This window comes from Gordonia sp. 852002-51296_SCH5728562-b (genome assembly GCF_001665475.1).
Lineage (GTDB): Bacteria > Actinomycetota > Actinomycetes > Mycobacteriales > Mycobacteriaceae > Gordonia > Gordonia sputi.
Genome location: NZ_LZMI01000124.1, coordinates 1 through 22877, shown reverse-complemented (window position 1 = coordinate 22877; position 22877 = coordinate 1). Strand labels below are relative to the sequence as shown.

General features: G+C 65.8%; 20 protein-coding genes and 2 pseudogenes. 12 read left to right on the top strand and 10 right to left on the bottom strand.

Translation table 11 applies throughout. The features are described 5' to 3' along the window. Positions 1-138: 138 nt before the first annotated feature. Positions 139-345, bottom strand: a pseudogene (locus tag A5766_RS24100) (polyphosphate--glucose phosphotransferase); the annotation flags it as partial. A 122-nt stretch (positions 346-467) separates the two neighbouring features. Between A5766_RS24100 and A5766_RS20570 the strand changes: the two are divergent. Further along, the gene (locus tag A5766_RS20570) at positions 468-1919 is read left to right on the top strand and encodes an RNA polymerase sigma factor (RefSeq protein WP_005201878.1); all 1452 of its coding nucleotides are present in this window, start codon (positions 468-470) and stop codon (positions 1917-1919) included. Positions 1920-1938: 19 nt separating this feature from the next. Here the strand turns inward: A5766_RS20570 and A5766_RS20565 are convergent, their stop codons facing one another. Next, positions 1939-2274 (bottom strand): DUF952 domain-containing protein, encoded by a 336-nt coding sequence (locus A5766_RS20565; RefSeq protein WP_005201877.1) that lies wholly within the window; start codon positions 2272-2274, stop codon positions 1939-1941. A gap of 300 nt (positions 2275-2574) precedes the next feature. Between A5766_RS20565 and A5766_RS20560 the strand changes: the two genes are divergently transcribed. Further along, positions 2575-2781, top strand: coding sequence for a DUF7455 domain-containing protein (locus tag A5766_RS20560; RefSeq protein WP_005173003.1), 207 nt, complete (start codon positions 2575-2577; stop codon positions 2779-2781). Between the two features lie 79 nt (positions 2782-2860). On the opposite strand, the gene A5766_RS20555 is transcribed toward A5766_RS20560, so the two are convergent. Continuing rightward, complete coding sequence (locus tag A5766_RS20555; protein ID WP_005201876.1) at positions 2861-4585, bottom strand: DEAD/DEAH box helicase; 1725 nt, start codon at positions 4583-4585, stop codon at positions 2861-2863. 345 nt (positions 4586-4930) lie between these two features. Between A5766_RS20555 and A5766_RS20550 the strand changes: the two genes are divergently transcribed. Next, positions 4931-6217 carry a YihY/virulence factor BrkB family protein gene (locus tag A5766_RS20550; RefSeq protein WP_005201875.1) on the top strand — a complete coding sequence of 429 codons (1287 nt, stop codon included), beginning with the start codon at positions 4931-4933 and terminating at the stop codon, positions 6215-6217. A gap of 28 nt (positions 6218-6245) precedes the next feature. On the opposite strand, the gene A5766_RS20545 is transcribed toward A5766_RS20550, so the two are convergent. After that, entirely contained in the window at positions 6246-6521 is a 276-nt protein-coding gene (locus tag A5766_RS20545; RefSeq protein WP_005201874.1) for a DUF3039 domain-containing protein, read from the bottom strand. 183 nt (positions 6522-6704) lie between these two features. Here A5766_RS20545 and A5766_RS20540 point away from each other — a divergent pair, with 183 nt between their 5' ends. Both A5766_RS20540 and A5766_RS20535 read left to right on the top strand, forming a co-directional pair. Further along, the gene (locus A5766_RS20540; protein ID WP_005201873.1) at positions 6705-7091 is read left to right on the top strand and encodes a DUF3099 domain-containing protein; all 387 of its coding nucleotides are present in this window, start codon (positions 6705-6707) and stop codon (positions 7089-7091) included. A gap of 192 nt (positions 7092-7283) precedes the next feature. Further along, the gene (locus A5766_RS20535) at positions 7284-8294 is read left to right on the top strand and encodes a sigma-70 family RNA polymerase sigma factor (protein ID WP_005201872.1); all 1011 of its coding nucleotides are present in this window, start codon (positions 7284-7286) and stop codon (positions 8292-8294) included. Positions 8295-8321: 27 nt separating this feature from the next. Here A5766_RS20535 and A5766_RS20530 read toward each other — a convergent pair whose 3' ends face one another. Together A5766_RS20530 and A5766_RS20525 are read right to left on the bottom strand one after the other, a co-directional pair. Continuing rightward, positions 8322-11129 (bottom strand): bifunctional acetate--CoA ligase family protein/GNAT family N-acetyltransferase, encoded by a 2808-nt coding sequence (locus A5766_RS20530; RefSeq protein WP_231894753.1) that lies wholly within the window; start codon positions 11127-11129, stop codon positions 8322-8324. Positions 11130-11286: 157 nt separating this feature from the next. Continuing rightward, entirely contained in the window at positions 11287-12531 is a 1245-nt protein-coding gene (locus A5766_RS20525) for an acetoin utilization protein AcuC (protein ID WP_005201869.1), read from the bottom strand. Between the two features lie 133 nt (positions 12532-12664). Here A5766_RS20525 and A5766_RS20520 point away from each other — a divergent pair, with 133 nt between their 5' ends. Then, positions 12665-13348, top strand: a complete 684-nt coding sequence (locus A5766_RS20520; protein WP_005201868.1) for a metal-dependent transcriptional regulator — start codon at positions 12665-12667, stop codon at positions 13346-13348. 26 nt (positions 13349-13374) lie between these two features. Here A5766_RS20520 and A5766_RS20515 read toward each other — a convergent pair whose 3' ends face one another. Both A5766_RS20515 and A5766_RS20510 read right to left on the bottom strand, forming a co-directional pair. Next, positions 13375-14457, bottom strand: a complete 1083-nt coding sequence (locus A5766_RS20515) for a DUF4192 domain-containing protein (RefSeq protein WP_141630764.1) — start codon at positions 14455-14457, stop codon at positions 13375-13377. A gap of 82 nt (positions 14458-14539) precedes the next feature. Beyond that, on the bottom strand, positions 14540-15202 hold the full coding sequence (locus A5766_RS20510) for a hypothetical protein (RefSeq protein ID WP_231894750.1): 663 nt from the start codon (positions 15200-15202) through the stop codon (positions 14540-14542). Positions 15203-15467: 265 nt separating this feature from the next. Between A5766_RS20510 and A5766_RS20505 the strand changes: the two genes are divergently transcribed. Together A5766_RS20505 and A5766_RS20500 are read left to right on the top strand one after the other, a co-directional pair. Continuing rightward, positions 15468-16466 (top strand): PAC2 family protein, encoded by a 999-nt coding sequence (locus A5766_RS20505; protein ID WP_064863001.1) that lies wholly within the window; start codon positions 15468-15470, stop codon positions 16464-16466. A gap of 11 nt (positions 16467-16477) precedes the next feature. Further along, positions 16478-18601 (top strand): DEAD/DEAH box helicase, encoded by a 2124-nt coding sequence (locus A5766_RS20500; RefSeq protein WP_082965589.1) that lies wholly within the window; start codon positions 16478-16480, stop codon positions 18599-18601. A gap of 11 nt (positions 18602-18612) precedes the next feature. On the opposite strand, the gene A5766_RS20495 is transcribed toward A5766_RS20500, so the two are convergent. Continuing rightward, positions 18613-19560 carry a hydrogen peroxide-inducible genes activator gene (locus A5766_RS20495; RefSeq protein ID WP_064906181.1) on the bottom strand — a complete coding sequence of 316 codons (948 nt, stop codon included), beginning with the start codon at positions 19558-19560 and terminating at the stop codon, positions 18613-18615. A gap of 130 nt (positions 19561-19690) precedes the next feature. On the opposite strand from A5766_RS20495, the gene A5766_RS20490 reads away from it, so the two are divergent. Both A5766_RS20490 and A5766_RS20485 read left to right on the top strand, forming a co-directional pair. Continuing rightward, positions 19691-20278 carry a peroxiredoxin gene (locus tag A5766_RS20490; protein WP_005204599.1) on the top strand — a complete coding sequence of 196 codons (588 nt, stop codon included), beginning with the start codon at positions 19691-19693 and terminating at the stop codon, positions 20276-20278. Positions 20279-20289: 11 nt separating this feature from the next. Beyond that, entirely contained in the window at positions 20290-20823 is a 534-nt protein-coding gene (locus A5766_RS20485; RefSeq protein WP_005204597.1) for a carboxymuconolactone decarboxylase family protein, read from the top strand. Positions 20824-20882: 59 nt separating this feature from the next. Here the strand turns inward: A5766_RS20485 and A5766_RS20480 are convergent, their stop codons facing one another. Then, complete coding sequence (locus tag A5766_RS20480; protein WP_064906179.1) at positions 20883-21704, bottom strand: helix-turn-helix transcriptional regulator; 822 nt, start codon at positions 21702-21704, stop codon at positions 20883-20885. Positions 21705-21804: 100 nt separating this feature from the next. On the opposite strand from A5766_RS20480, the gene A5766_RS20475 reads away from it, so the two are divergent. After that, the gene (locus A5766_RS20475) at positions 21805-22593 is read left to right on the top strand and encodes an SDR family oxidoreductase (RefSeq protein WP_005204593.1); all 789 of its coding nucleotides are present in this window, start codon (positions 21805-21807) and stop codon (positions 22591-22593) included. Next, positions 22590-22841: pseudogene (locus A5766_RS20470) on the top strand (aspartate aminotransferase family protein); the annotation flags it as partial. The gene A5766_RS20475 and the pseudogene A5766_RS20470, both read left to right, overlap by 4 nt. Positions 22842-22877 lie beyond the last annotated feature (36 nt).

Genomic DNA, 22877 nt, shown 5'->3' with positions numbered 1-22877 from the left:
CGATTCTAACCCAACACAACCCCCGAAGGCGAAAACCCCGGGGGCCCGCCGTTGGCCCAAACGCGGTCCGCCCGCGGGGGACCCCCCGGGGGGGCCCCCGCGGGCGGGCGCTACGAGATCGCTGCGACGTCGACGGGATCAGGGCTTGAGACCCTGATCGACGGCCATCGCGGCTCCCACGATTCCGGCCGTGTTCTGCAGGGTCGCCGGAACCACTTTGGTCTCGTTCGTGAGGTACGGAATCCACTTGTCGGCCTTGCAGCTGATGCCGCCGCCCGCGATGAACAACGACGGCCAGAACAGTGCCTCGTACTCATCGAGGACCTTGCTGACCTTCTTGGACCATTCGGGGTGATGTTGTCGTTACAATGGCTTCCACCGGTGACGATGCACCGAGAAACCAGCCCGATCCGCAGCGGTTCTCCGCTGTGAATCAGCGTGTCAGATTGTGTTCGGAAAGGTTGTACGTGGCAGCCACCCAGACCCGCCAGAGCGACGCCGAAGCCGAGGATTCGACGACGACGTCGGCCCCGGCTGCAGATAAGCCAACGGCAAAGAAGACCGCCAAGAAGGCGGCCAAGAAGGCCACAGCTCGCAAGGCCCCCGCCAAGAAGGCGGCCAAGAAAGCCGCTCCGAAGAAGGCGGCCAAGAAGGCCGCGAGTCCTGCCGACGGGGCAGAAGAAGCCAACGAAGCAGAAGAACTCGACGGCGGCTCGATCGACGACATCGACGGCCCCGACGCGGAACTCGACGAAGACGTCGAGATCGACGACGACGATCTCGAGGTCGACGACGAGGAAGCCGAAGATACGGCCGACGACGACGCCGAAGAGGAGTCCGAGACTCCCGCGAAGACGACCGCCGGAGCCACTCCCCCGGTCGCGCCGCCCGCCGACAAGGCGTCGAAGGACGCCGACGCGAAGACCGCAGGAGACTTCGTCTGGGACGAGGAAGAGTCAGAGGCTCTTCGTCAGGCCCGCAAAGACGCAGAGCTCACCGCGTCCGCCGACTCGGTTCGTGCCTACCTCAAGCAGATCGGCAAGGTCGCCCTCCTCAACGCAGAAGAGGAAGTCGAACTCGCCAAGCGCATCGAAGCAGGCCTGTACGCCACCGAGCGTCTGCGTCGGATCATGGAATCCGGCGAGAAGATCTCGACCGCACAGAAGCGCGACCTGAACTGGATCTCCCGCGACGGCAACCGCGCCAAGAACCACCTTCTCGAGGCCAACCTGCGTCTCGTCGTCTCCCTCGCCAAGCGCTACACCGGCCGCGGCATGGCGTTCCTGGACCTGATCCAGGAGGGCAACCTCGGCCTGATCCGCGCTGTCGAGAAGTTCGACTACACCAAGGGTTACAAGTTCTCGACGTATGCCACCTGGTGGATCCGTCAGGCGATCACCCGCGCGATGGCCGATCAGGCCCGCACCATCCGTATCCCGGTGCACATGGTCGAGGTCATCAACAAGCTCGGCCGCATCCAGCGTGAGCTGCTCCAGGACCTCGGCCGTGAGCCGACTCCCGAAGAGCTCGCGAAGGAAATGGACATCACGCCCGATAAGGTGCTGGAGATCCAGCAGTACGCGCGTGAGCCCATCTCGCTGGACCAGACGATCGGCGACGAGGGCGACAGCCAGCTCGGCGACTTCATCGAGGACTCAGAGGCCGTGGTTGCGGTCGACGCGGTCAGCTTCACGCTGCTCCAGGATCAGCTGCAGTCGGTGCTCGAGACGCTGTCCGAGCGCGAAGCCGGCGTCGTCCGACTCCGCTTCGGACTCACCGACGGTCAGCCGCGCACACTCGACGAGATCGGCCAGGTCTACGGCGTGACGCGTGAGCGCATCCGTCAGATCGAGTCGAAGACCATGTCGAAGCTTCGGCACCCGAGCCGCTCGCAGGTTCTGCGCGACTACCTCGACTGACCGTCGATACGGCCGCGGTTCAGGTACCTGATTCGTCGAACGGCGCGAACGTGCCGTCCGCTTGCTGCGGGTAGCTCGTGACGTCGACCACCGCGCTCAGCGGTAGCGGGCCGTAGAGGTGCGGGAACAGCATCGATTCCGGATCGCCGGCGACGCCGGGTTCCCAGCGGATCTCGGCGTCGAGTCGTGTCGGCTCGACGTGCAACGCAAGCAGGTCGTGCTCACCGGAGTAGAACCGGTTGGCCGGCAGGTGCACCTGCTGCGGAGTCGAGAGGTGGATGAACCCGACGTCGGCGAGCGACGACGGCCGCAGCTCCGATTCGTGTCGGACTGCGTCCCAGTCCGCATTCGACATCAGATGAATGAGGTGTTCGACGGTCCGTCCGTCGGTTGGTGACGTCACTGCAGCACCATAGCCACCAGAGGTCTCACCACCATCGAAATGTGAGCCAGATCGCCTCTCGCGTAACGGGATCGTGTAGTTGTGTTGCACCTCGGCGAACCGATGTAAACGGTGAGTGACGACACACCCGGGAAACCGGCGGAACAATACGAGGCCCCGAAACGTCTGACACAGTGAGGTTGACGCATCGTCCGGATGCGTTGGCTCTGAAGGGAAGGCGACCACACCGGCGCCGGACCGGGACGGAGGAAAATGTCTGACATCGCCACCACAACCCCGATCTCCATACCGCTCACCGCTGCCGATCGCTGTGATCGCTGTGGCGCAGCCGCAAAGGTTCGTGCCGTCCTGCCCAAGGGCGGCGAGCTTCTCTTCTGCCGCCACCACTTCAACGAGCACGAGGCCCGACTCGTCGAGCTCAGTGCCACCGTCGAAGAGTCTGCGGGAGAGCTGGTCTAGAGACCGATACACGTAGCGAACGCCCCGACCACTCGTATGTGGCCGGGGCGTTCTGCTATTCAGATCTTGTGCGCTCGCGTCACCGCCACGCGCGCAGCGCCTTGATGCGCTCGCGGAGTTGGTCGGCTGTGGCCATCGCCGTCGGCGGGCCGCCGAGTTTGCTGCGTAGTTCGTTGTGGACCATGCCGTGCGGCTTACCGGTGCGATGGTGGTGCATCGCGACCAGCCCGTTGAGTTCTTTTCGTAGCGCGTGGAGGTTCTCGCCCGTCGCCTGCTGTGTCGGCACCTTGTCTGCCGCCGGAACGATCCGCGTCACCGCCGATCGCTGCGCAACCTGGTCGGCCTGCTTCTTGCGCAGCAGTGCGCGCACCTGGTCGGCGTCGAGCAGCCCTGGAAGTCCCAGGTAGTCCGATTCCTCGTCGCTGCCCGCAAACGTCGCGGTACCGAACGATGAACCGTCGAAGATCACCTGGTCGAGCTCGGCGTCGGCATGCAGCGATTGGAAGCTCTTTTCCTCCTCGCCCGCCTCGTCCTTCTGCTTGTTGGCATCGATCAGCAGCGCGTCGTCGAGGCCGTCGCTGTCGCGATGAGGTTTGCCGAGCACGTGGTCGCGCTCTGCTTCCATCTGGCTCGCCAGGTTCAATAGCACCGGGACTGAGGGCAAGAACACGCTCGCGGTCTCGCCCGGGCGTCTCGAGCGCACGAAACGCCCGATTGCCTGCGCAAAGAACAGCGGCGTCGACGCACTTGTCGCGTACACGCCGACCGCCAGGCGCGGAACGTCGACGCCCTCGGACACCATGCGGACCGCGATCATCCATTCGTCGTCGGATTCGGCGAACTGCGAGATGCGCGACGTCGACTTCGGGTCGTCGGAGAGGACGAGGACCGGTTTGCGGCCGGTGATCGACTCGAGGAGTTCGGCATAGTCGCGGGCAACGGTCTGATCGGTGGCGATGACCAGGCCGCCTGCGTCGGGAACGCCTGCCGCACGCAACTGGCCGAGTCGTGTGTGTGCGGCCTGGAGCACGGACGGAATCCAGTCACCGTGCGCGTCGAGCGCGGTTCGCCAGGCTCGCGCCGTCTGCTCGGCGGACAGTGGCTCTCCCAGTCGGGCGGTGTACTCCTCCCCCGCCGACGTACGCCAACTCGCCTGCCCCGAGTACGCGAGGAACACGACAGGCCGCACGACGCCGTCGGAGAGTGCGTCGGCGTAGCCGTAGGTGTGGTCGGCACGCGATCGCAGCACGCCACCCTCTTCCGGCTCGTACGTGACGAACGGGATGGGTGAGTCGTCGGAGCGGAACGGCGTTCCTGTCAGGGACAACCTTCGCACGGCGTCGGAAAACGCCTCACGGATCGCGTCGCCCCACGATTTCGCGTCGCCACCGTGATGGATCTCGTCGAGGATCACGAGGGTTCGACGATTCTCGGTGCGCACCCGGTGCCGGGACGGGTGCGCGGCCACCTGCGCGTAGGTCAGGGCGACACCGTTGTAGTCGGAGCTGGTTTGACCGTCGGAGTTGCGGAACCGGGAGTCCAGAGCGATGCCGACGCGCGCGGCGGCCTGCGCCCACTGATGCTTGAGATGTTCGGTCGGGGTGACAACGGTGACCTGTTCGATCGTGCGATCGTCGAGCAGTTCCCGCGCGACCCGAAGTCCGAACGTCGTCTTTCCCGCACCCGGCGTTGCGACCGCGAGAAAGTCTGTCGGCCTGGTCGCGAGGTACTTCGTGAGCGCTCGTCGCTGCCAGGCGCGTAGCGGCGGACCGGCGGGCGTTGCGGGCGATTGGGCAGAAGTCACGTAATCAAAGCTCCCGACGGCGCGAAGGCAAGAAACAACCCCTCGGCCAGATGGACCGTGCCGGAACACATTCACTCATCCGAGGGGACTTCTCGATCTTAGCGGCTCGCGCCGACGCCGCTTTCGCCAGACACGGGTGATCGACGCGAGCGCCGCAATGGGGTCTGTGACACGCGGCAAGGGGTGTGTCGCACGCAACCTGCGCCGATCAGGGATGCTGGACCCATAGCCACGACACGCCGCAACCCTGTTCCGATGACCGACGACGCCACCCCGTCGCCGGCTCTCGGAGAACGCGCGCGCAGACCTCCGCGCCGGCCGGCACCCGTGTCGATGGACCTTCCGATGGGAAACGACGGGCGGCCGCTCGATTCCCCAACACTCGACACTCCTGCCCTCGACTCTCCTGCCCTCGATGCCGCTGCGGCCCCGCGTGGCTCTCCGCCGACGCGTGACACCGACGACGCCGCGTCGGAAGGAACCGACGATCCGCAGGCGCACCAGCCGTCTGCCCCCGGGCCGCCTGTGCTGCCGAACATCCATCGGGTTGTCTGGCGCACGATCAAGAAGGCATGGGACGACGGAATCGTCGGCTGGGCCGCACAGGCCGCGTTCTGGCAGGCGTTGTCGCTGCCTCCGCTGCTTCTCGGGCTCCTCGGCAGCGTCGGCTACGTCGCCGGGTGGTTCGGTCCCGACACCGTCGAAGTGATCTCGTCGCGGATCATCAGCTTCGCGGAACGCACGTTCTCGACGAGCGTCGTCAACGATCTCATCACCCCGACCGTCGACAACGTCCTCGGTCGCGGACGGGTCGGAGTGATTTCGATCGGCTTCATCCTGTCGCTGTGGGCCGGGTCGTCGGCCGTGTCGTGTTTCGTCGCGTCGATCGTTCGGGCGCACGACCAGCACGAGGTACGCAATCCGGTGTGGCAGCGAATCTTCGCGCTCCTGCTGTACGTGTGCTTCCTGCTCGTGTCGGTGTTCCTGCTGCCACTGGTTGCACTCGGCCCGAACTACCTGCACGAGATCGTGCCCGACTCGTGGGACCGAGGTGTGAGCGCGCTGATCGACTACGGATACTTCCCGTTCGTCGCGCTGCTGCTCCTCGGGGTCCTCACGACGCTCTATCACCTGGCGCTGCCGAATCCGCTGCCCTGGCATCGGCTCGTCGGCGGCGCGGTGGTCGCCGGGATCTTCTTCTGGATCGCCAGCTACGTGCTGCGTATCTACCTCGCCGCGATCACACGCGCCGGATACACCTACGGCGCACTGGCGACGCCGATCGCCTTTTTGCTGTTCACGTTCTTCCTCGGCTTCGCGATCGTGATCGGCGCCGAGTTCAATGCCGCGGTGCAATCACTGTGGCCGGCCAAACCCCCTGCCACCGCGCACGTCCGACACTGGGTACACGAGCAGACCTCCGACATCACCGGCCACATCAAGTCGATTCCCGAGCGACTGGCCACCGGGCCGATCCGCAAGTCCCCTCAGCAGCCCGACGACGCTACGCGCGACTCGGGCTCCGAGGCCGACACGGACGTCCACGCGTATGACACCCCGACCGATGGCATGCAGACTCCCCGGGACCGGTCGTCACCTCAACGGCAACCGCCGCCCGGCAAACGTCGTTAGCGGGCGGCGGTGGCTGCGGCAGGAAACGTCACTCTTTGCGCATCCGGTTGTAGATCTTCTTGCACTTGGGGCAGACGGGCGATCCCGGCTTGGCCGAGCGCGTCACCGGGAACGTCTCGCCGCACAGCGCCACCACGTGATTGCCCATGACCGCGCTCTCGGCGATCTTGTTTTTCTTGACGTAGTGGAAGAACTTGGGTTTGTCGTCGTCTCCCCGATCCGTCGCGTCGGCGTCGGGCCGCTCGTCGGTCTTGGTGTCCGACCATTCGTCGAGGTCGGGACGCTCGATAGTTTCGGTAGCCATGCGCTCTATTGTGCTCCTCACTGCCCGATTCCGACACGGTGACCCACGACGCCCGACGACCAGGGCCACCAGCGCGGCCTGAGACACGCCCGAGCGCGTCACACGACGGTTGCCCCGTCGGTGCAATCAGGAACCGAAAGTGGAACAGTGGAGACATGGGATTCGACGGAACGAAGCGCAGTCATGGTGGGTACTGAGGGGCCACGCCGCGATCATGTGTCGCCCGAGGCCTTCCTCATCACCGACGCGCAGGAATCCCTCGACGAGCAGCACAGGGCGCGCGTACGCAAATATCTGACGCTGATGTCGTTTCGTGTTCCCGCGCTGATCATCGCGGGCATCGTCTACAGCATGACCGGATCGGGCTGGTGGGCGCTCGGCATCGTCGCACTGTCGATCCCGCTCCCCTGGGTCGCCGTCCTGATCGCCAACGATCGACCGCCTCGCAAGCGCGGAGAGGTAGCCCACTACAAATACGGCCCCGACCACCACGTCGTCGGCCCACAGGCTCTCGGCGGCGAGTCGAACGTCATCGACTCCACCGTCGCCGACGACCGACATCGAAACTGACGGCATCGACACCCGGTTTGAGTGGACCCAGTCGCGTCAGCTGGACCAGATCTCAGCCGATTCTCAGTCGCTCTCTCGTACCAGATCGAGCGTTCATGCAGCTCAGGAGCCAGTAGACCGAATCAGCCCCCGGGGAACTTTCACGGAGTGCATGTCGTTGCACCCTATGAACGCACTCGATTAGGAGGCCAGATGTCACGCTCCACCGTCACACGCTCCACATCCACCGTCGCTTCTGGCGACACCACCCCCTCACGCCCGGCGATGACGGAACAAGATCTCGACGCACAGTCACCTGCGGCAGATCTGGTCCGTGTCTACCTCAACGGCATCGGCCGCACGGCGCTGCTCAACGCAGAGCAGGAGGTCGAGCTCGCCAAGCAGATCGAAGCCGGCCTCTACGCCAAGCACGTTCTGGCGACCCGCAAGCGGCTGTCCGCTGCCAAGAAGCGTGATCTCACGATCGTCGTTCGTGAGGGCGAGGTCGCACGAGCTCACCTACTCGAGGCCAACCTCCGCCTCGTCGTCTCGCTGGCCAAGCGCTACACCGGCCGCGGAATGCCACTCCTCGACCTCATCCAGGAGGGCAATCTCGGCCTGATCCGCGCGATGGAGAAGTTCGACTACGCCAAGGGCTTCAAGTTCTCAACGTACGCGACCTGGTGGATCCGTCAGGCCATCACGCGAGGCATGGCAGACCAGAGCCGCACCATCCGTCTGCCTGTCCATCTCGTCGAGCAGGTCAACAAGCTGGCCCGCATCAAGCGTGAGCTGCACCAGCAACTCGGCCGCGAGGCCACCGACGACGAGCTCGCCAACGAATCGGGCATCCCGGCGGAGAAGATCGCAGATCTGCTCGACCACAGCCGCGACCCGGTGAGCCTCGACATGCCGGTGGGCAGCGACGAGGAGGCACCGCTCGGCGACTTCATCGAAGACGCGGAGGCGACCTCCGCGGAGAGCGCCGTCATCGCCGGACTCATGCACACCGACGTCCGCGCGGTGCTTGCCACGCTCGACGAGCGTGAGCAGCAGGTGATCCGTATGCGCTACGGCCTCGACGACGGACAGCCACGCACACTCGACCAGATCGGCCGCATGTTCGGGCTCTCGCGCGAACGCGTCCGTCAGATCGAGCGTGAGGTGATGGGCAAGCTCCGCCAGGGCGAGCGCGCCGAGCGTCTGCGCGCCTACGCGAGCTGACTCGCCACCGCTAACTCAATCGTCCAATCAGCTCAATCGTCTCGGTCCGGTATCCGCCTTGGTGGGCACCGGGCCGATTCGTATGCGGGCGTTGAGGATTGCTGCGCCCTCCGGCGAACACAGCACGGGGTCGACGAAGATCTCGCGGATCTCCGGGATGTCGTCGGCCATCGTCGAGATGCGGATGAGCAGGTCGACCAGAGCTTCCCGATCGACAGGGGCCTCTCCCCGATAGCCGTAGAGAAGCGGGGCCGATCGTGGCTCGTCGATCAGTTCGTCGGCGTCGAGGGCGGTGATCGGGATCGCGCGATACCCGTCGTCGCCGAGTAGCTCGAACGTCCTGCCCGACAAGCCGAACGAGATCAGTGGCCCGAACGACGGGTCGTCGCGCATGCGCACCATGGTGCCGACGCCCTTGGGCGCCATCTTCTGCACGTGGAGCACCTTGTCACCGGTCAGCTCCGAGATCTCGGCGAACGCGGTCACCACGGCGGTGGCGTCGGGAAGGTCGAGTCGTGCGCCTTCACGGTCGAGTCGGCCGCGCCACGACGGCGACGTTGCTTTGACGGCCACGGGAAATCCCAGGTCACGCGCCGCGGCCGACGCCTCGTGCATCGTCGAGACCTCGCGGAAGGGAACCACCCGGACGCCGTACCACTCCAGCAGGCGTGCCGAGTCGACGTCGCCGAGTACCGTCACCTCATCGGCGCCTGCGGCCGTGGAGCCACCTGACTCATCCGACTCATCGTCAGAAGGTCCGCACATCGCTTCGCGCACCCATGTCCGCGCCGCCTCGGGGTCGATACCGTCGGGCCTTTCGACGGGGACTTCCGGTCGCGCGCACCAACGCGCGTACTGCCACGCGCGTGCCAGCGCGGCCGCTGCCCGTTCAGGAGACGAATACGACGGAATCGAGCCGCGGGCAGGTAACCCCGACGGCCCGGGCTTCATCAGGCCCGGCGGGATGCCCTCGACGGCGAGGAAGGTGGTCACGATCGGTTTGTCGGCATCGGCGTCCGGTGTGTTCGCGCCTGCGATCAGTGCGCGGGCATGCCAGCCGAGGTCGACGGCGACGGGTGGCACGAAGACGACGATCACGCTGTCGACCCCCGGATCGGCCATCGCCTGCGCGACGGCGCCCTCGAAATCGTCCTCCGAGGCTCCTGCGCCGAGGTCTATGGTCGACTCCACTTCCAGACCACCCGAGCGCGCGGTATCAGCGGCGAGGCTGCCGAGCACCGACGAGTTGCCGATGATGCGGGTCCGGGGGCCGCGAGGTAGGGGTTGGTACGCGAAAAGCGATGCGCAGTCGAACAATTCGGGAATGGTGTCGACCTGGATGACGCCTGCTTGCTCGAGCATCATCTGCGCGATGCGATCGTCGAGGCTCGCCGCAGCGGTCCGTGCGGCACGCACCGGGCTCATCGCCCCCTTACCGGACTTCACCGCGACGATCGGCTTCGACCGCGACACCCTGCGGGCGATGCGCGAGAACTTCCGCGGGTTACCGAAGCTCTCCAGGTACAGCAGCACGACGTCGGTGGCGGTATCGGAATCCCAGTACTGCAGCAGGTCATTGCCCGAGACGTCGGCGCGGTTGCCCGCCGAGACGAATGTCGACAGTCCGATCTGTCGATGGGCGGCCGTGTCGAGGATCGCGATGCCGAGCGCACCGGACTGACAGAAGAATCCGACGCGGCCCAGCGGCGGGATACGCGGCGCGAGAGTGGCATTCAGCGCGATCGACGGGTCGTTGTTCGCGACGCCGAGGGCATTGGGCCCGACCAGGCGCATGCCGTGCTCGCGGACCTGCTGAACGAGGCGATGTTCGCTCTCCAGACCCGCCTCACCGCTCTCCCCGAAGCCGGACGACACGATCACCAGCGCACGCACGCCCTTGACCATGCAGTCGTCGAGCACCTCGTCGACGCTCGCCGCGGGCACCGCGACCACGGCGAGATCGACCGGGTCGGGGATGTCGCGCACCGTCGGGTACGCGCGGATTCCCCTCACCGATGGCGGTCGCACGCGGGGCGCACGCGCCGGGCCGCGATGACGTCGCTGTGGTGTGCGCGTGGCCCCGGCGCGCGCCGCGTCGTGGGCCGATTCGCCCTGCTCATCGTCGGGCTCACCGTCACGGTCGGGACCATTCACCGGGAACACCGGTCCGGTGAATCCGGCCGCAATGATGTTGGCCAGCAGTGCGTTTCCCACCTTTTTGGGATCGGTCGACGCACCGATCACGGCGACGGACGCCGGCCGCAGCAGGTTGGCGACGCTGCGCGCCTCGGAGGCGCGCTCACGGTCGTTGCGCACGGAGAGCATCGCCTCGGTGGGATCGATCGTGAACTCGACGTGCACCGTCGAGCCGTCGAATGCGCGCGAGATCTGGTAGCCGGCGTCGCGGAAGACGGCGACCATGTTGGGATTCTCGCTGAGCACCTCGGCCTCGAAGCGGGTGAATCCGTTCTCGGCAGCTGCACCGGCGAGATGTTCGAGGAGAATGGGTCCGAGTCCCCGGCCCTGGTGTTCGTCGGCGACGACGAAGGCGACCTCTGCGGATTCGGGCTTGCCATCGGCGGCGAGTCCCTCGTAGATGCCGATCGCGATGATCTCCCCACCGAGCACCGCGACGATCGCAACCCGGTTGTGGTGGTCGACCGTGGTCATGCGTGCGACCTCACGCGGCGGAAGAGTCGGCGTCGGACCGAAGTAGCGCATGTACCTGGTGCGTTCTGACAAGCCCGAGTGGAATCGGACGACGCGGTCGGCATCGTCGGGAACGATCGGACGCAGATGCACCACACCGCCGTCGGACGCGAGGACGTCGGCGATCCAGTGTCGGGGGTAGTCCCACGGACCGCGCGGGCGCTCGCCCTCTGCGTGATCATCCCGGTGACCGGCCTGTACGGCTGAATCGGTCGCTGGAGTATCAGTCGCTGGGGTATCAGTCCCGGTTGAATCAGTTGCGGTCGAATCAGTCACGGGGGAATCAGTCACGGGGGTCCTCCGGGTCGAGTCCGTGTAGCGGATACACCGCACGGCGAGTGGCCATGATGGCGCGATCTGTTTGTCGTTGGGCGCTCTCGTCGATGCCGGGCGGCGGTTGTTGGCCCGTGTCGCCATCCCACTCGACGAAGTCGACGTCGCCGCCGTCGCCCATGACATGCACGGGCGCCTGCGAGTACTCCGAGTGCACCTGCGTGGCGATTTGTTCTGCTGTGGCACACCATGATTCGTTGATCGGTGTCGACACGTCGACGTCACGATCGAGCACAACGCCGAGCAGATGCGACCAACTGCGCGGCACGACATTCACCACGCCGTAGCCGCCTCCACCGACAGCTATCCACCTGCCGTCGCAATACTTCTCGGCTAGGTCACGCATCGCGATCATTGCCGCGCGCTGCCCGTCGACGGTCAATGAGAGATCGGTCAACGGATCGGCGCGATGACTGTCGGCGCCGCACTGGCTGATGATGATCTGCGGCTTGAACTCGGCGATCAACGACGGAACGACAGCGTGGAATGCGCGCAGCCACAACCGATCCTGAGTGTCGGGCATCAGCGCGATGTTGACCGCGGAACCCTCGGCGGCATCCTCACCGACCTCGGTCGGCCAGCCGGTTCCCGGCCACAGTGTCGCGGGATGCTGGTGCAGCGACACCGTCATCACGCGCGGGTCGGATGCGAACGCCACCTGCACGCCATCACCGTGGTGTGCGTCGATGTCGATGTAGGCGATGCGGTCGAAACCGTTCTCGAGCAGCCAGTGGATCGCGACGGCGCAATCGTTGTAGATGCAGAATCCCGCTGCACGCGACCGCATGGCGTGGTGCATTCCGCCACCGATGTTGACCGCCCGACGCACCGCTCCGGAACCGACCGCCTGCGCTGCCGCCAGCGTTCCACCGACCAGCAGCCGCGCCGCCTCGTGCATTCCGTCGAACACGGGATTGTCGGAGTCGCCGAGTCCGAACAGACGCTCGAGAAGCGGGCCCGACAACGACGCCGTTCCCGATCCGACGGCACGCACCGCGTCGATGTAGTCCCGACTGTGGACGACGGTCAGAGCATCGTCGCCGATAGCGAGCGGTTCGGAGACGTCGACGTCGTCGAGCACTCCGAGGCTCTGTGCGAGGGTCATCGTCAGCGCCAAGCGCACGGGATTCATCGGGTGGGTGTGTGCCCAGCGATACGAGAGGAACTCCTCGCTCCAGATCACTGCCGCGCTCATCGATGTCTCCACGCACTACGCACACAACCAAGGCTAGTGCCTCACCGCGCGGGCCGGACGCGTTCGGCATGTGACGAGGCAGTCTCGGAAGCAGGTCAAGGTACTCTTGTAAAGACGGAAGGGACTGGCTCAAGTGAACGATCTGGTTGATACCACCGAGATGTACCTCCGGACGATCTACGACCTCGAAGAAGAGGGAATCGTCCCACTGCGCGCACGCATCGCCGAACGACTCGAGCAGAGCGGACCGACCGTGTCTCAGACGGTCGCGCGTATGGAACGTGACGGATTGTTGCGCGTCGCGGGCGACCGCCACCTCGAACTGACCGACAAGGGTCGTGCCCTCGCGGTCGCCGTCATGCGCAAGCACCGTCTCGCCGAGCGGCTGCTCGTCGATGTCATCGGCATGCCCTGGGACCAGGTCCACGAGGAAGCGTGCCGCTGGGAGCATGTCATGAGCGAGAACGTCGAGCGCCGGCTCCTCGCCGTGCTCGACAACCCGACGACCTCGCCATACGGCAATCCGATTCCCGGCCTGGCAGAACTCGGCGTCGAGACGCCGACGTCCACGGGAGAGGCCGCTCGCCTGTCCGATCTCCCGCAGGGTGAGGCGGTCGCGGTGATCGTCCGCCGACTCTCCGAGCACGCCCAGTCCGATACCGAGCTGATCGCTGCGCTGCGCGACGCGGGAGTCGTCCCGAACGCACGCGTGACAGTGACCTGCACCCCGCAGAAGGTGGAGATCAGTACTCCCGGTCACGCCGGACTGACCCTGTCTCCCGAGATGGCCCACTCGCTGTTCGTCGAAAAGGTCTGAGCGACACCGCAATCCGGCGCCACCGGTCAACTCGCATTACGCAGAGTGGCGCCGGGGAGCGTTACGCCGAGTTGTGCTGCCGCGTCGTACGAGTCACCGATGAGGTGCCAGAGGTTGTCCGGGCGTAGCCCGTTGCGCAGCGAGTGGTCGAGGAGCTGTGCGAGTTTCCACGTGCGGTCGGCCTCGCGCGCGACGTCGAGCGCCACGCCCGCAAAGCTCCCCTCACCTGCGATGTAGTGCAGATGCGCGAGGAGCGTCGCGGCGCTGGCTCGTCCGGTACCCGTCAACCGTCGGGTCAGTTCACGCCACAACACCTCGGCGCCTGCACGAAGATCGGTGACCGCGAAGCCCAGCGCGGCATCGCGAACCTGAACGTCGCAGATCGCGCGTTCGAGTTCGGCAACCCGCTCGCACGAGAAGCGGTCGGGCTCCATCACGACCGCCTCGTAGATCGCTGCCATGAGTTCGTGTGGTGGCTCGTCGTCGAAGCTGCCTCCGCCAGCCCCTGCGTGGCAGGAGCCGTCGTCGCAATGAGGCGCCGGGGCGAGCATCGATGCGATCTCCGCGCGGCTTGCCAGGAGCAACCGCCCCGAATGAACTGCATCGGACACAGCGGTCGGCGAGGTCCGCGGATCCGTGAGCACTCCGCGTTGCAGCGACGACCGCGACGTGAGTGCAGCGCTGTGCTCCCAGATCTGCATCCAGTGCTCGCCCTCCGCGAAGCGACCGCACACGTAGCCGCGACCGATACCGCCGCACCGTCGCATCCGCCGATCCACTATCGACAGAATCTCCTCATACGTCCGGGAATCGAGGTCGAAGCGGTCGTCACCGATCACCGCGATGAGGTCGGCACTGCCGTAGCCCCGCAGTATTCGCGCCAGATTGTCGATCTCGTTGAGCATCGGCCGCGCAGGGGTGTCGTCAGCGGCAAGGTCGAGATCCAGCCGTACGGACGCCTGGACCGTGCGCGCGTCCGGTGCCAGCGCCAGGAGAATGAGTGAGCGCTCCGGAATGAAGCCGAAGAAGCCAGGGATGGCGGTGAGCAGCGCAGAGACGGTCCGGATGGGCCCGTGCGGCGATTCTTTTCGAAGTGACATGTCGAACATCTTGGGTTCGTCTGCGGACGACAGAACCCGCCAACTGCCCCGATGACCCACCTTGTGCACATCCTCGGACGGATGCACAGATTCACGAACCGAATGCCGCCCGCAGCGCCTTCTCGAAGAGGGCACCGAGCTGACCACTGGCCTCGGTGCTGATGTCACCAGCTGATGGCCATCGGTACTGGCAATACACGCGCACTGTGCCCCGCTGTCCGATATAGGTCATCGTGCGCGTCAGGAGCGGCGCCTGGTCGCCACCGGTCTCGACCGTCCGCAGGACGGCTGCGGTGTCGACACCCGCAGGGTGTGCGGGAGCGTCGGACACCCTTGTCTGCACCTTGCTCGTCGCCGTCGTCTCGTTGCCGGTGGTCGCTCGAGGACACGCACGCGCCTGATCGACCACCGCGCTCAACGCGTCATCGACTCCGACGACGGCGGAGGTGAAGGACGCACGGTCGGCTTCGACGATTCCCAGATAGACGACGGCTCCATCGGAGCCAACCGCCGCGGGCTGACACTCGGGTGGATCGTAGGGCGAGTTGGCTGGTCGGCCGATGAGGTCACCGATGGCATATGCGACCGAGTTCTGCGGAACGCGGGTCGCACCCGGCACTGGGAAATCGGCTGCGGTCACCGACCGCGAGGAGAGATCGGAGGTGTTCTGCGTCGCATCACCATCGACCGAACACGACGCCACGAGAAAAGCCGCGGCCAACCCCATCACCAGACCGACACTGCGTACACCCACGAACTTCGACTGTGCCACCGCAAGGCCGAGGCACCGGTCACGACACTCCGGCGGTCCCCAGATCATCTCGGGGAATCGAGAGGTGGGCGCGGTTGTTGAACACACAAAGATCCGCTAACACACAAGGATCCGCTGCAAGAACAACACAGATGCGCCACGCGGACGCTCGACGAGCGACACCGATTGGTCACGAGTGGTGTGGATGCGGGACAATTCGACGAACAGGTAGGACAGGCACGTGCCGATCTTCAAGAGGAGGGACGACATGGATTCCAATCCGGACGAGGGCCGTCAGCTCTTCGAGCTCGCCTTCCCCGCTCCCCAGGTCTCCGACGCCACGGGGACCGGCCCCGTACTTATTCACGCACTCGACGGCTTCGCCGACGCGGGACATGCCGTGGCACTCGCCGCGCAGAACCTTCGCGACTCGCTCGAGTCCGAGGTGGTGGCGACCTTCGACAACGACGAGCTGATGGACTATCGCTCGCGCCGACCGACGATCACCTTCAGCGGCGAGACCTTCACCGACGTGGAGATGCCCACCCTGACGCTGCACGCGATCCGCGACAATGCCGGTAAGCCGTTCCTGCTGCTCTCCGGCTCGGAGCCGGACCTGCGGTGGGAACAGTTCACCGAGGCCATTCGACGCCTCGCCGACCATTTCCGGGTGACCGACGTGATCGGTCTCAACGCCATCCCGATGGCCGTTCCGCACACCCGGCCATCGTCGTTGACCGCGCACGGCAACGAGCCCGAATCGTTGGGCGATCTGCCCACGTGGGGTTCGCAGATGAAGCTTCCCGCGAGTGCGTCGATGCTCTTGGAGCTGCGCCTGGGCCAGGGCGGACGACGTACCTCGGGACTGTCGGTACACGTGCCGCACTACCTCTCCCAGACCGATTACCCGGCAGCGTCAGCGCGTCTGCTCGAGGCGGTGTCGGGACTTACCGGACTCGAATTGCCCACCGGCGCACTCGAATCCGCAGCAGCCGCGGTCCGCGAGCAGGTCGACGCCGAGGTGTCGGGCAACGGTGAGATCGAATCCGTCGTCGCGGCGCTCGAGGCGCAGTACGACAGCTTCACCGAGGCACAGACGCAGCGCGCATCTCTGCTCGCCGCCGACGAACCGCTGCCCAGCGGCGACGAGCTCGGCGCCGAACTCGAGCGGTTCCTGGCGGAGCAATCGCGTGGCGACGTCGATCCGGACGGCACCGGAGACCTCCACGATGGGGACGGCAACGGCGGTTCGTCATCGCCGAACTGATCGACGAGTCCATTTCCGGGTCAGCGACGACGCTGACCCCCGTCGCCGACGACGACGCCGCATTCGACACGTTCACCGGATGGTGGGCCGAGCGCGGCATCGACCTGTATCCGCATCAGGAGGAGTCGCTGCTCGAGTTGATCTCGGGTAACAACGTCATCCTGGCCACACCGACCGGTTCGGGCAAGTCGCTCGTGGCATCCGGCGCCATCTACTTCGCCCGATGTCGGGGTCAGCGCGCGTTCTACACCGCGCCGATCAAGGCACTGGTCAGCGAGAAGTTCTTCGATCTGTGCGCGCAGTTCGGGGCCGACCAGGTCGGCCTGATGACCGGCGACGCGTCGGTCAACTCCAATGCTCCGATCATCTGCGCGACCGCCGAGATCGTCGCGAACCTCGCACTTCGCGACGGTCCGAACAGCGATATCGGCGTGCTCGTCTCCGACGAGTTCCACTTCTACGGCGAATCCGATCGCGGATGGGCGTGGGAAGTCCCACTGATCGAGCTTCCGCACACGCAGTTCCTCCTGATGTCGGCGACGCTCGGCGACATCAGCTTCTTCGTCGACGACCTGTCGCGACGCACCGGCCGCACCACCACCGCGGTCACCGGAACCCATCGACCGGTCCCCCTCGAATACACGTATGCGATGACACCCATCCACGAGACGATCGAGGGACTCATCGACGCGGGTCGCGCACCGATCTACGTCGTGCACTTCACGCAGGCAGCAGCGGTCGAGCGTGCGCAGGCCCTCTTGTCCGCACGTATCACCACCAAGGAGGAGAAGGCTCAGATCGCCGAGGCCATCGGCGACTTCCGCTTCTCCACCGGATTCGGCTCCACCCTGTCGAAGCTGCTCCGCGCGGGCATCGGGGTCCACCACGCAGGCATGCTGCCGCGCTACCGACGGCTCGTCGAACGCCTTGCACAGCAAGGACTTCTCAAGGTCATCGCGGGTACCGACACCCTCGGGGTCGGCATCAACGTGCCCATCCGTACCGTTCTGTTCGCCGGTCTGAGCAAATACGACGGCACGCGCGTACGCCGTCTGCGCGCCCGCGAGTTCCACCAGATCGCCGGGCGCGCCGGGCGCGCGGGCTTCGACACCATCGGCTACGTCGTCGCGCAGGCACCCGAGCACGACGTCGAGAACGCCCGCGCAGTCGCCAAGGCGGGCGACGACCCGAAGAAACTGCGAAAGCTGGTGCGCAAGAAGCCACCCGAGGGGTTCGTCTCCTGGGGCGAGAAAACGTTCCTGCAACTCGTCGATGCACCAGATGAGCCGTTGCGCTCGCACTTCCGCATGACGACCGCGATGTTGCTCGAAGTCCTCGGCAGGCCGGGAGATTGCTTCGCGGCAACGCGACATCTGTTGGAGGACAACCATCTTCCCCGCAATCGACAACTGGGACAGATCCGCCACACCATTCGTCTCTACCGTGACCTGCGCGACGCGGGCATCGTCGTGCAACTACCCGAACCCGACGACGAAGGCCGATACGTCGCGCTGAGCGTCGACATGCCCGAGAACTTCGCGCTCACCAACCCACTGTCGGCGTTCGCGCTCGCCGCATTCGAGCTACTCGATCCGGATTCGTCGACCTATGCGCTCGACGTCGTCTCGATTCTCGAATCCACTCTCGACGATCCCCGTCCGGTGCTGATGGCACAGCGCAAGGAAGCGCGCGACGCTGCGATCGCCGAGATGAAAGCCGACGGCGTCGAGTACGAGGAGCGCATGGCGCGCCTCGAGGAGATCACCTGGCCGCAACCGCTCGCAGAGGAGATCGACTACGCCTTCGGCGTCTACCGACGGACCCACCCGTGGATTGCGGGGTTTCCGCCGTCGCCGAAGTCGGTTCTCCGACTCATGCTCGAGCGAGCGATGACGTTCACCGAACTGATCTCTGCCTACGGTCTCGCCCGCAGCGAAGGAGTGGTACTGCGGTACCTATCCGACTGTTATCGCGTGTTGCGCCAGGGTGTTCCGACCACGGTGCTGACCGACGAGATCGTCGAACTCACCGAACGCGTCGGCGACATGGTCCGCGACGTCGACTCCAGCCTCCTCGACGAGTGGGAAGAGTTGGCCCGCACCGCCGCCGCCGATGCGCTCGCCGCGGAACTCTGATCGAATCGCTCTCACACGGCAGCCGTTTTCTCCACGCGCACCGCGCCCGTCTGTTCGACAAGACCAGCGATGATGGACGCCAGGCGCCGATACGACTCACCCCTACCCGACGACTCGCGGTAGACCAGCCCGATTCGACGCCCGGGCCGCGGCGTCGTGAATGTCGCGGTCGCGAGGTCGCCGCCCGCGGTTTCGGCGGCAACAGCGGTACCCGGGATCAGCGTGACGCCCAGACCACCTTCGACGCACTGGACCGCAGTCGCCAACGACGCCGCTCTGGTGTGCCCGATGTCGGCGCGCACGCCCGCGAGTCGGCAGACCTCGAGCGCCTGGTCGCGTAGGCAGTGCCCCTCGTCGAGCAGCAGGAGCGGAAGGTCGGCGAGCGAACTCGGGTCGACGCGCTTGCGTCCGGCCAGCGGATGATCGGACGGCAGCGCCAGCACGAAATCCTCGGCGTACATCGGTATCTCGGCAAGGCCGGGTACGTCGGCGGGTAGCGCGAGACATGCGGCGTCGAGCGACCCTTCGCGTAACTGCGCCACCAGTCGTGCCGTCTGGTCCTCGACGACCCGCAAAGCGAGAGAAGGCAATTGGGCCGCAAGCCCGCGCAGCACGGTCGGCAGAACGTACGGCGCGACCGTCGGGATCAGGCCGAGTCGCAGAGTACCGGCAAGCGGATCGTCGGAACCCGCGGACGCAGAGAGGAATTCGTCGACGGCGTCGGTCACCGCGATCGCCTTGGGCAGGAGCATCTCGCCCTCCGGCGTCACGAAGACACGCCGCGTTGTACGTTCGATGAGTTGCTTGCCCAATCCGGCCTCGAGGCCTGCGAGTGCTTGTGACAGCGACGGCTGGCTGACGCCGAGTTCTGTTGCCGCAGCACCGAAATGACGCTTGCGAGCGAGTGCGACGAACGCCCGTAGACCCGCGACGGACGGCTGATAACTTTTATCACTCATGCCTATCAGTCTAGTGCTAATCATCACGTTTCGCTTTTGGTGGCTTTTCGGCAGAATTGAGAGGCAACTGCAGAACGTGAGTTCGCGCGCCACCCACGAACGCAATCGACACGAAGGAGCGACAACACACATGGCTCTTCTGACCATCGGAGACCAGTTCCCCGCCTACAACCTGACGGCAGTCATCGGAGGCGACCTGAGCAAGGTGGACGCCCAGCAGCCCGATGACTACTTCACCCAGGTGTCGAGCGACGATCACCCCGGCAAGTGGCGCATTGTCTTCTTCTGGCCCAAGGACTTCACGTTCGTGTGCCCGACCGAGATTGCCGCCTTCGGAAAGCTGAACGACGAGTTCGCCGATCGCGACGCCCAGGTTCTCGGTGCGTCCGTCGACAACGAGTTCGTCCACTTCCAGTGGCGCGCGCAGCACGAGGATCTCAAGACCCTCCCCTTCCCGATGCTGAGCGACCTCAAGCGTGAGCTCGCCACCGCCGCAGGCGTTCTCAACGCCGACGGTGTCGCCGATCGCGCGACGTTCATCATCGACCCCAACAACGAGATCCAGTTCGTCTCGGTGACCGCCGGTTCCGTCGGCCGCAACGTCGACGAGGTGCTGCGTGTTCTCGACGCACTGCAGTCCGACGAACTGTGTGCCTGCAACTGGAAGAAGGGCGATCCGACCATCGACGCCGGCGAGCTCCTCACCGCAAGCGTCTGAGAGGAATCGGCATGAGCATCGACAATCTCAAGGAAGCCCTCCCCGAGTACGCCAAGGACCTCAAGCTCAATCTGAGTTCGCTGGCGCGTTCGACAGAACTCTCGGAGCAGCAGCTCTGGGGCACCTTCCTCGCGTCGGCTGCGGCATCGCGCAACGCGAAGGTCCTGGCCGAGGTGTCCGAGGAAGCGGCGGACAACCTGTCGGCCGAGGCCTACAACGCGGCGCTCGGCGCGGCGTCGATCATGGGCATGAACAATGTCGCCTACCGCGCCAAGAGTTTTCTCGGCGACGACTACGGGCAGGTGCGCATGGGTCTGCGGATGAACATCATCGGCAACCCCGGCGTCGACAAGACCGACTTCGAGCTGTGGAGCCTCGCAGTGTCGACCATCAACGGTTGCCACGACTGCACCGCAGCACACGCGAAGGTCGTCCGTGACGCCGGCCTGACCAAGGAACAGGTCTGGGAGGCCGTCAAGGTCGCCGCAACGGTTACCGGTGTGGCGCAGGCCATTACCACCACCGAGGTGCTGGCGAACGCCTGATCTATCACCCACTGCACTGCCCCGGTCTCACCAGAGGCCGGGGCAGTGTGCTGTTCGGATCAGCTACCGACCACACCGATCCTGGCGGCGGCGTCGAGTCGGGCGAGCTTCTCGGCGCTGCCAGTGCCCTCGACGGGCTGGTAGACGACGACCCTCTGACCCCGCGCACCGGCGACTTCGAGGGTGTCCCAACGTAATTCGACGACGCCGACGTCGGCGAGCAACATTCGCTTTGCACCGCTGGACTTCACCTGGACCTCGTTGCGGGCCCAGATCTCGGCGAAAAGCGGGCTGTGCAGCGAGAGTTCGCCCACGAGGTCGCGCAGACGCGGATGATCGATATCTGCTCCGGTCAGCGACCGCAGATTGGCGACGGTTTCGGCGGCCACCTGCTCGTAGTCGGGATAGATCGACGGCGCGTGCGGGTCCAGAAAGAGCTTGCGCAACATGTTGTCTCCCGGCTCGATCCCGATCGCCCCGTGCAGAGCCGCGCCGGCGTCGTTGATCGCGAGGAGGTCCATGAACCGATTCATCACTATCGCCGGCTGATGCCACTGAGCCATCAGGTCTCTGATCGGCTCGACCACCTCGTGATCGGCGAAGTCGACGTCGATGCGCACATCGGCGAGTGCGGCGAGGTGCTCACGCTCGGCATCGTCGAGGCCGAGCACATCAGCCAGCGACGCGACCACCGCAGCCGACGGATTACGATCGCGTCCGCGCTCCAGCCGGACAAGATATTCGACGCTGATCCCGGCGAGACTGGCCACCTCCTCACGACGCAGGCCTGGCGTACGCCGTGGGCCGACCGTCCGCAGACCGAGCGTCGCAGGGTCGACGCGCTCGCGGCGGGCGCGCAGGAACTCACCGAGTGCGGTCATAGCGAAAGTCTAGGCTCGCAGCGATCAGCAGCCAGGTAGCGCGAGGACCCCTCACGACGCGGTCTGTTCGTGCCGTCCGAGCCGCTCGATCCTTGTAGCCATGACACAAGAAGCCCGGACACAAGAAGCACGGACACAAAATGAGAACACCGCAACTCTCGACGCCCGTATCGCGGTGGTGACCGGCGCGGGCACGGGTATCGGCGCCGCGACGGCAAGGACGCTGGCGTCGCGCGGAGCGCGCGTCGCGTTGCTCGGTCGTCGGATCGACAAGCTCACCGCGGTCGCCGAGGAGTTCGACGGCCTCGCCATCGCGACGGATGTCAGTGATCCGCGTGACGTCGCCGCAGCGTTCGAGGAGGTGACGCAGCGCATCGGCGCACCGGATCTCGTTGTCGCCAACGCCGGTGCGATGCTTGCCGCGCCGTTCGACGACGCCGACCGCGATGAGTGGCGTCGAATGCTCGATGTGAACGTGATGGGCGTGCTCGACACCGCTCGCGCCGCCATCCCGGGCCTGCGCGCGGCCGCAGCGCACGGACGATCCGCCGACCTTGTGCTCATCAGTTCGATCGGCGCGCACATCGTGCTGCCGACGTACGCGGCCTACACGGCGACGAAGGCCGCCGTCTCGCACCTCACACGAACCCTCCGAGCAGAACTGGGCCCCAACGGTATCCGCGTGCGGGCCATCGAACCGGGGATGACGGAGTCGGACCTGGGCCGCGACATGACCTACCCGGGCTCCAAGGAGTTCCTGGCCGGGTTCGCCGTACAGAACCCGCCGATCCCCGCGTCCGCGATCGCGGAGGCGGTCGCCTGGTCAGTGTCGCTTCCGGCCGCCGTCAACGCCGCGTCGATCGAGGTCTTGCCGACGGCCCAGGGCTGACCGACCAAGCTTCAATCAGCCCAGCTTTGACCGGGCCGGCTTCAATCGACTCAGCCCAGCGCTGCGCCGATACGGTCGGCCAGCTCGCCGATCCGGCGCAGGCGCCCGCAGCGGTCGGTGCCCTGCGTAAGCACGGCGTGAGCACTCGCGCCGCAGGCCAGGGCGCGCTGCAGGTGTCGCCGTCGTTCGTGATGACGACAGCGGAGGTCGGCGAGCTGGCCGACCGTATCGGCGCAGCGCTGGGCTGAGTCGATTGAAGCCGGCCCGGTCAAAGCTGGGCTGAT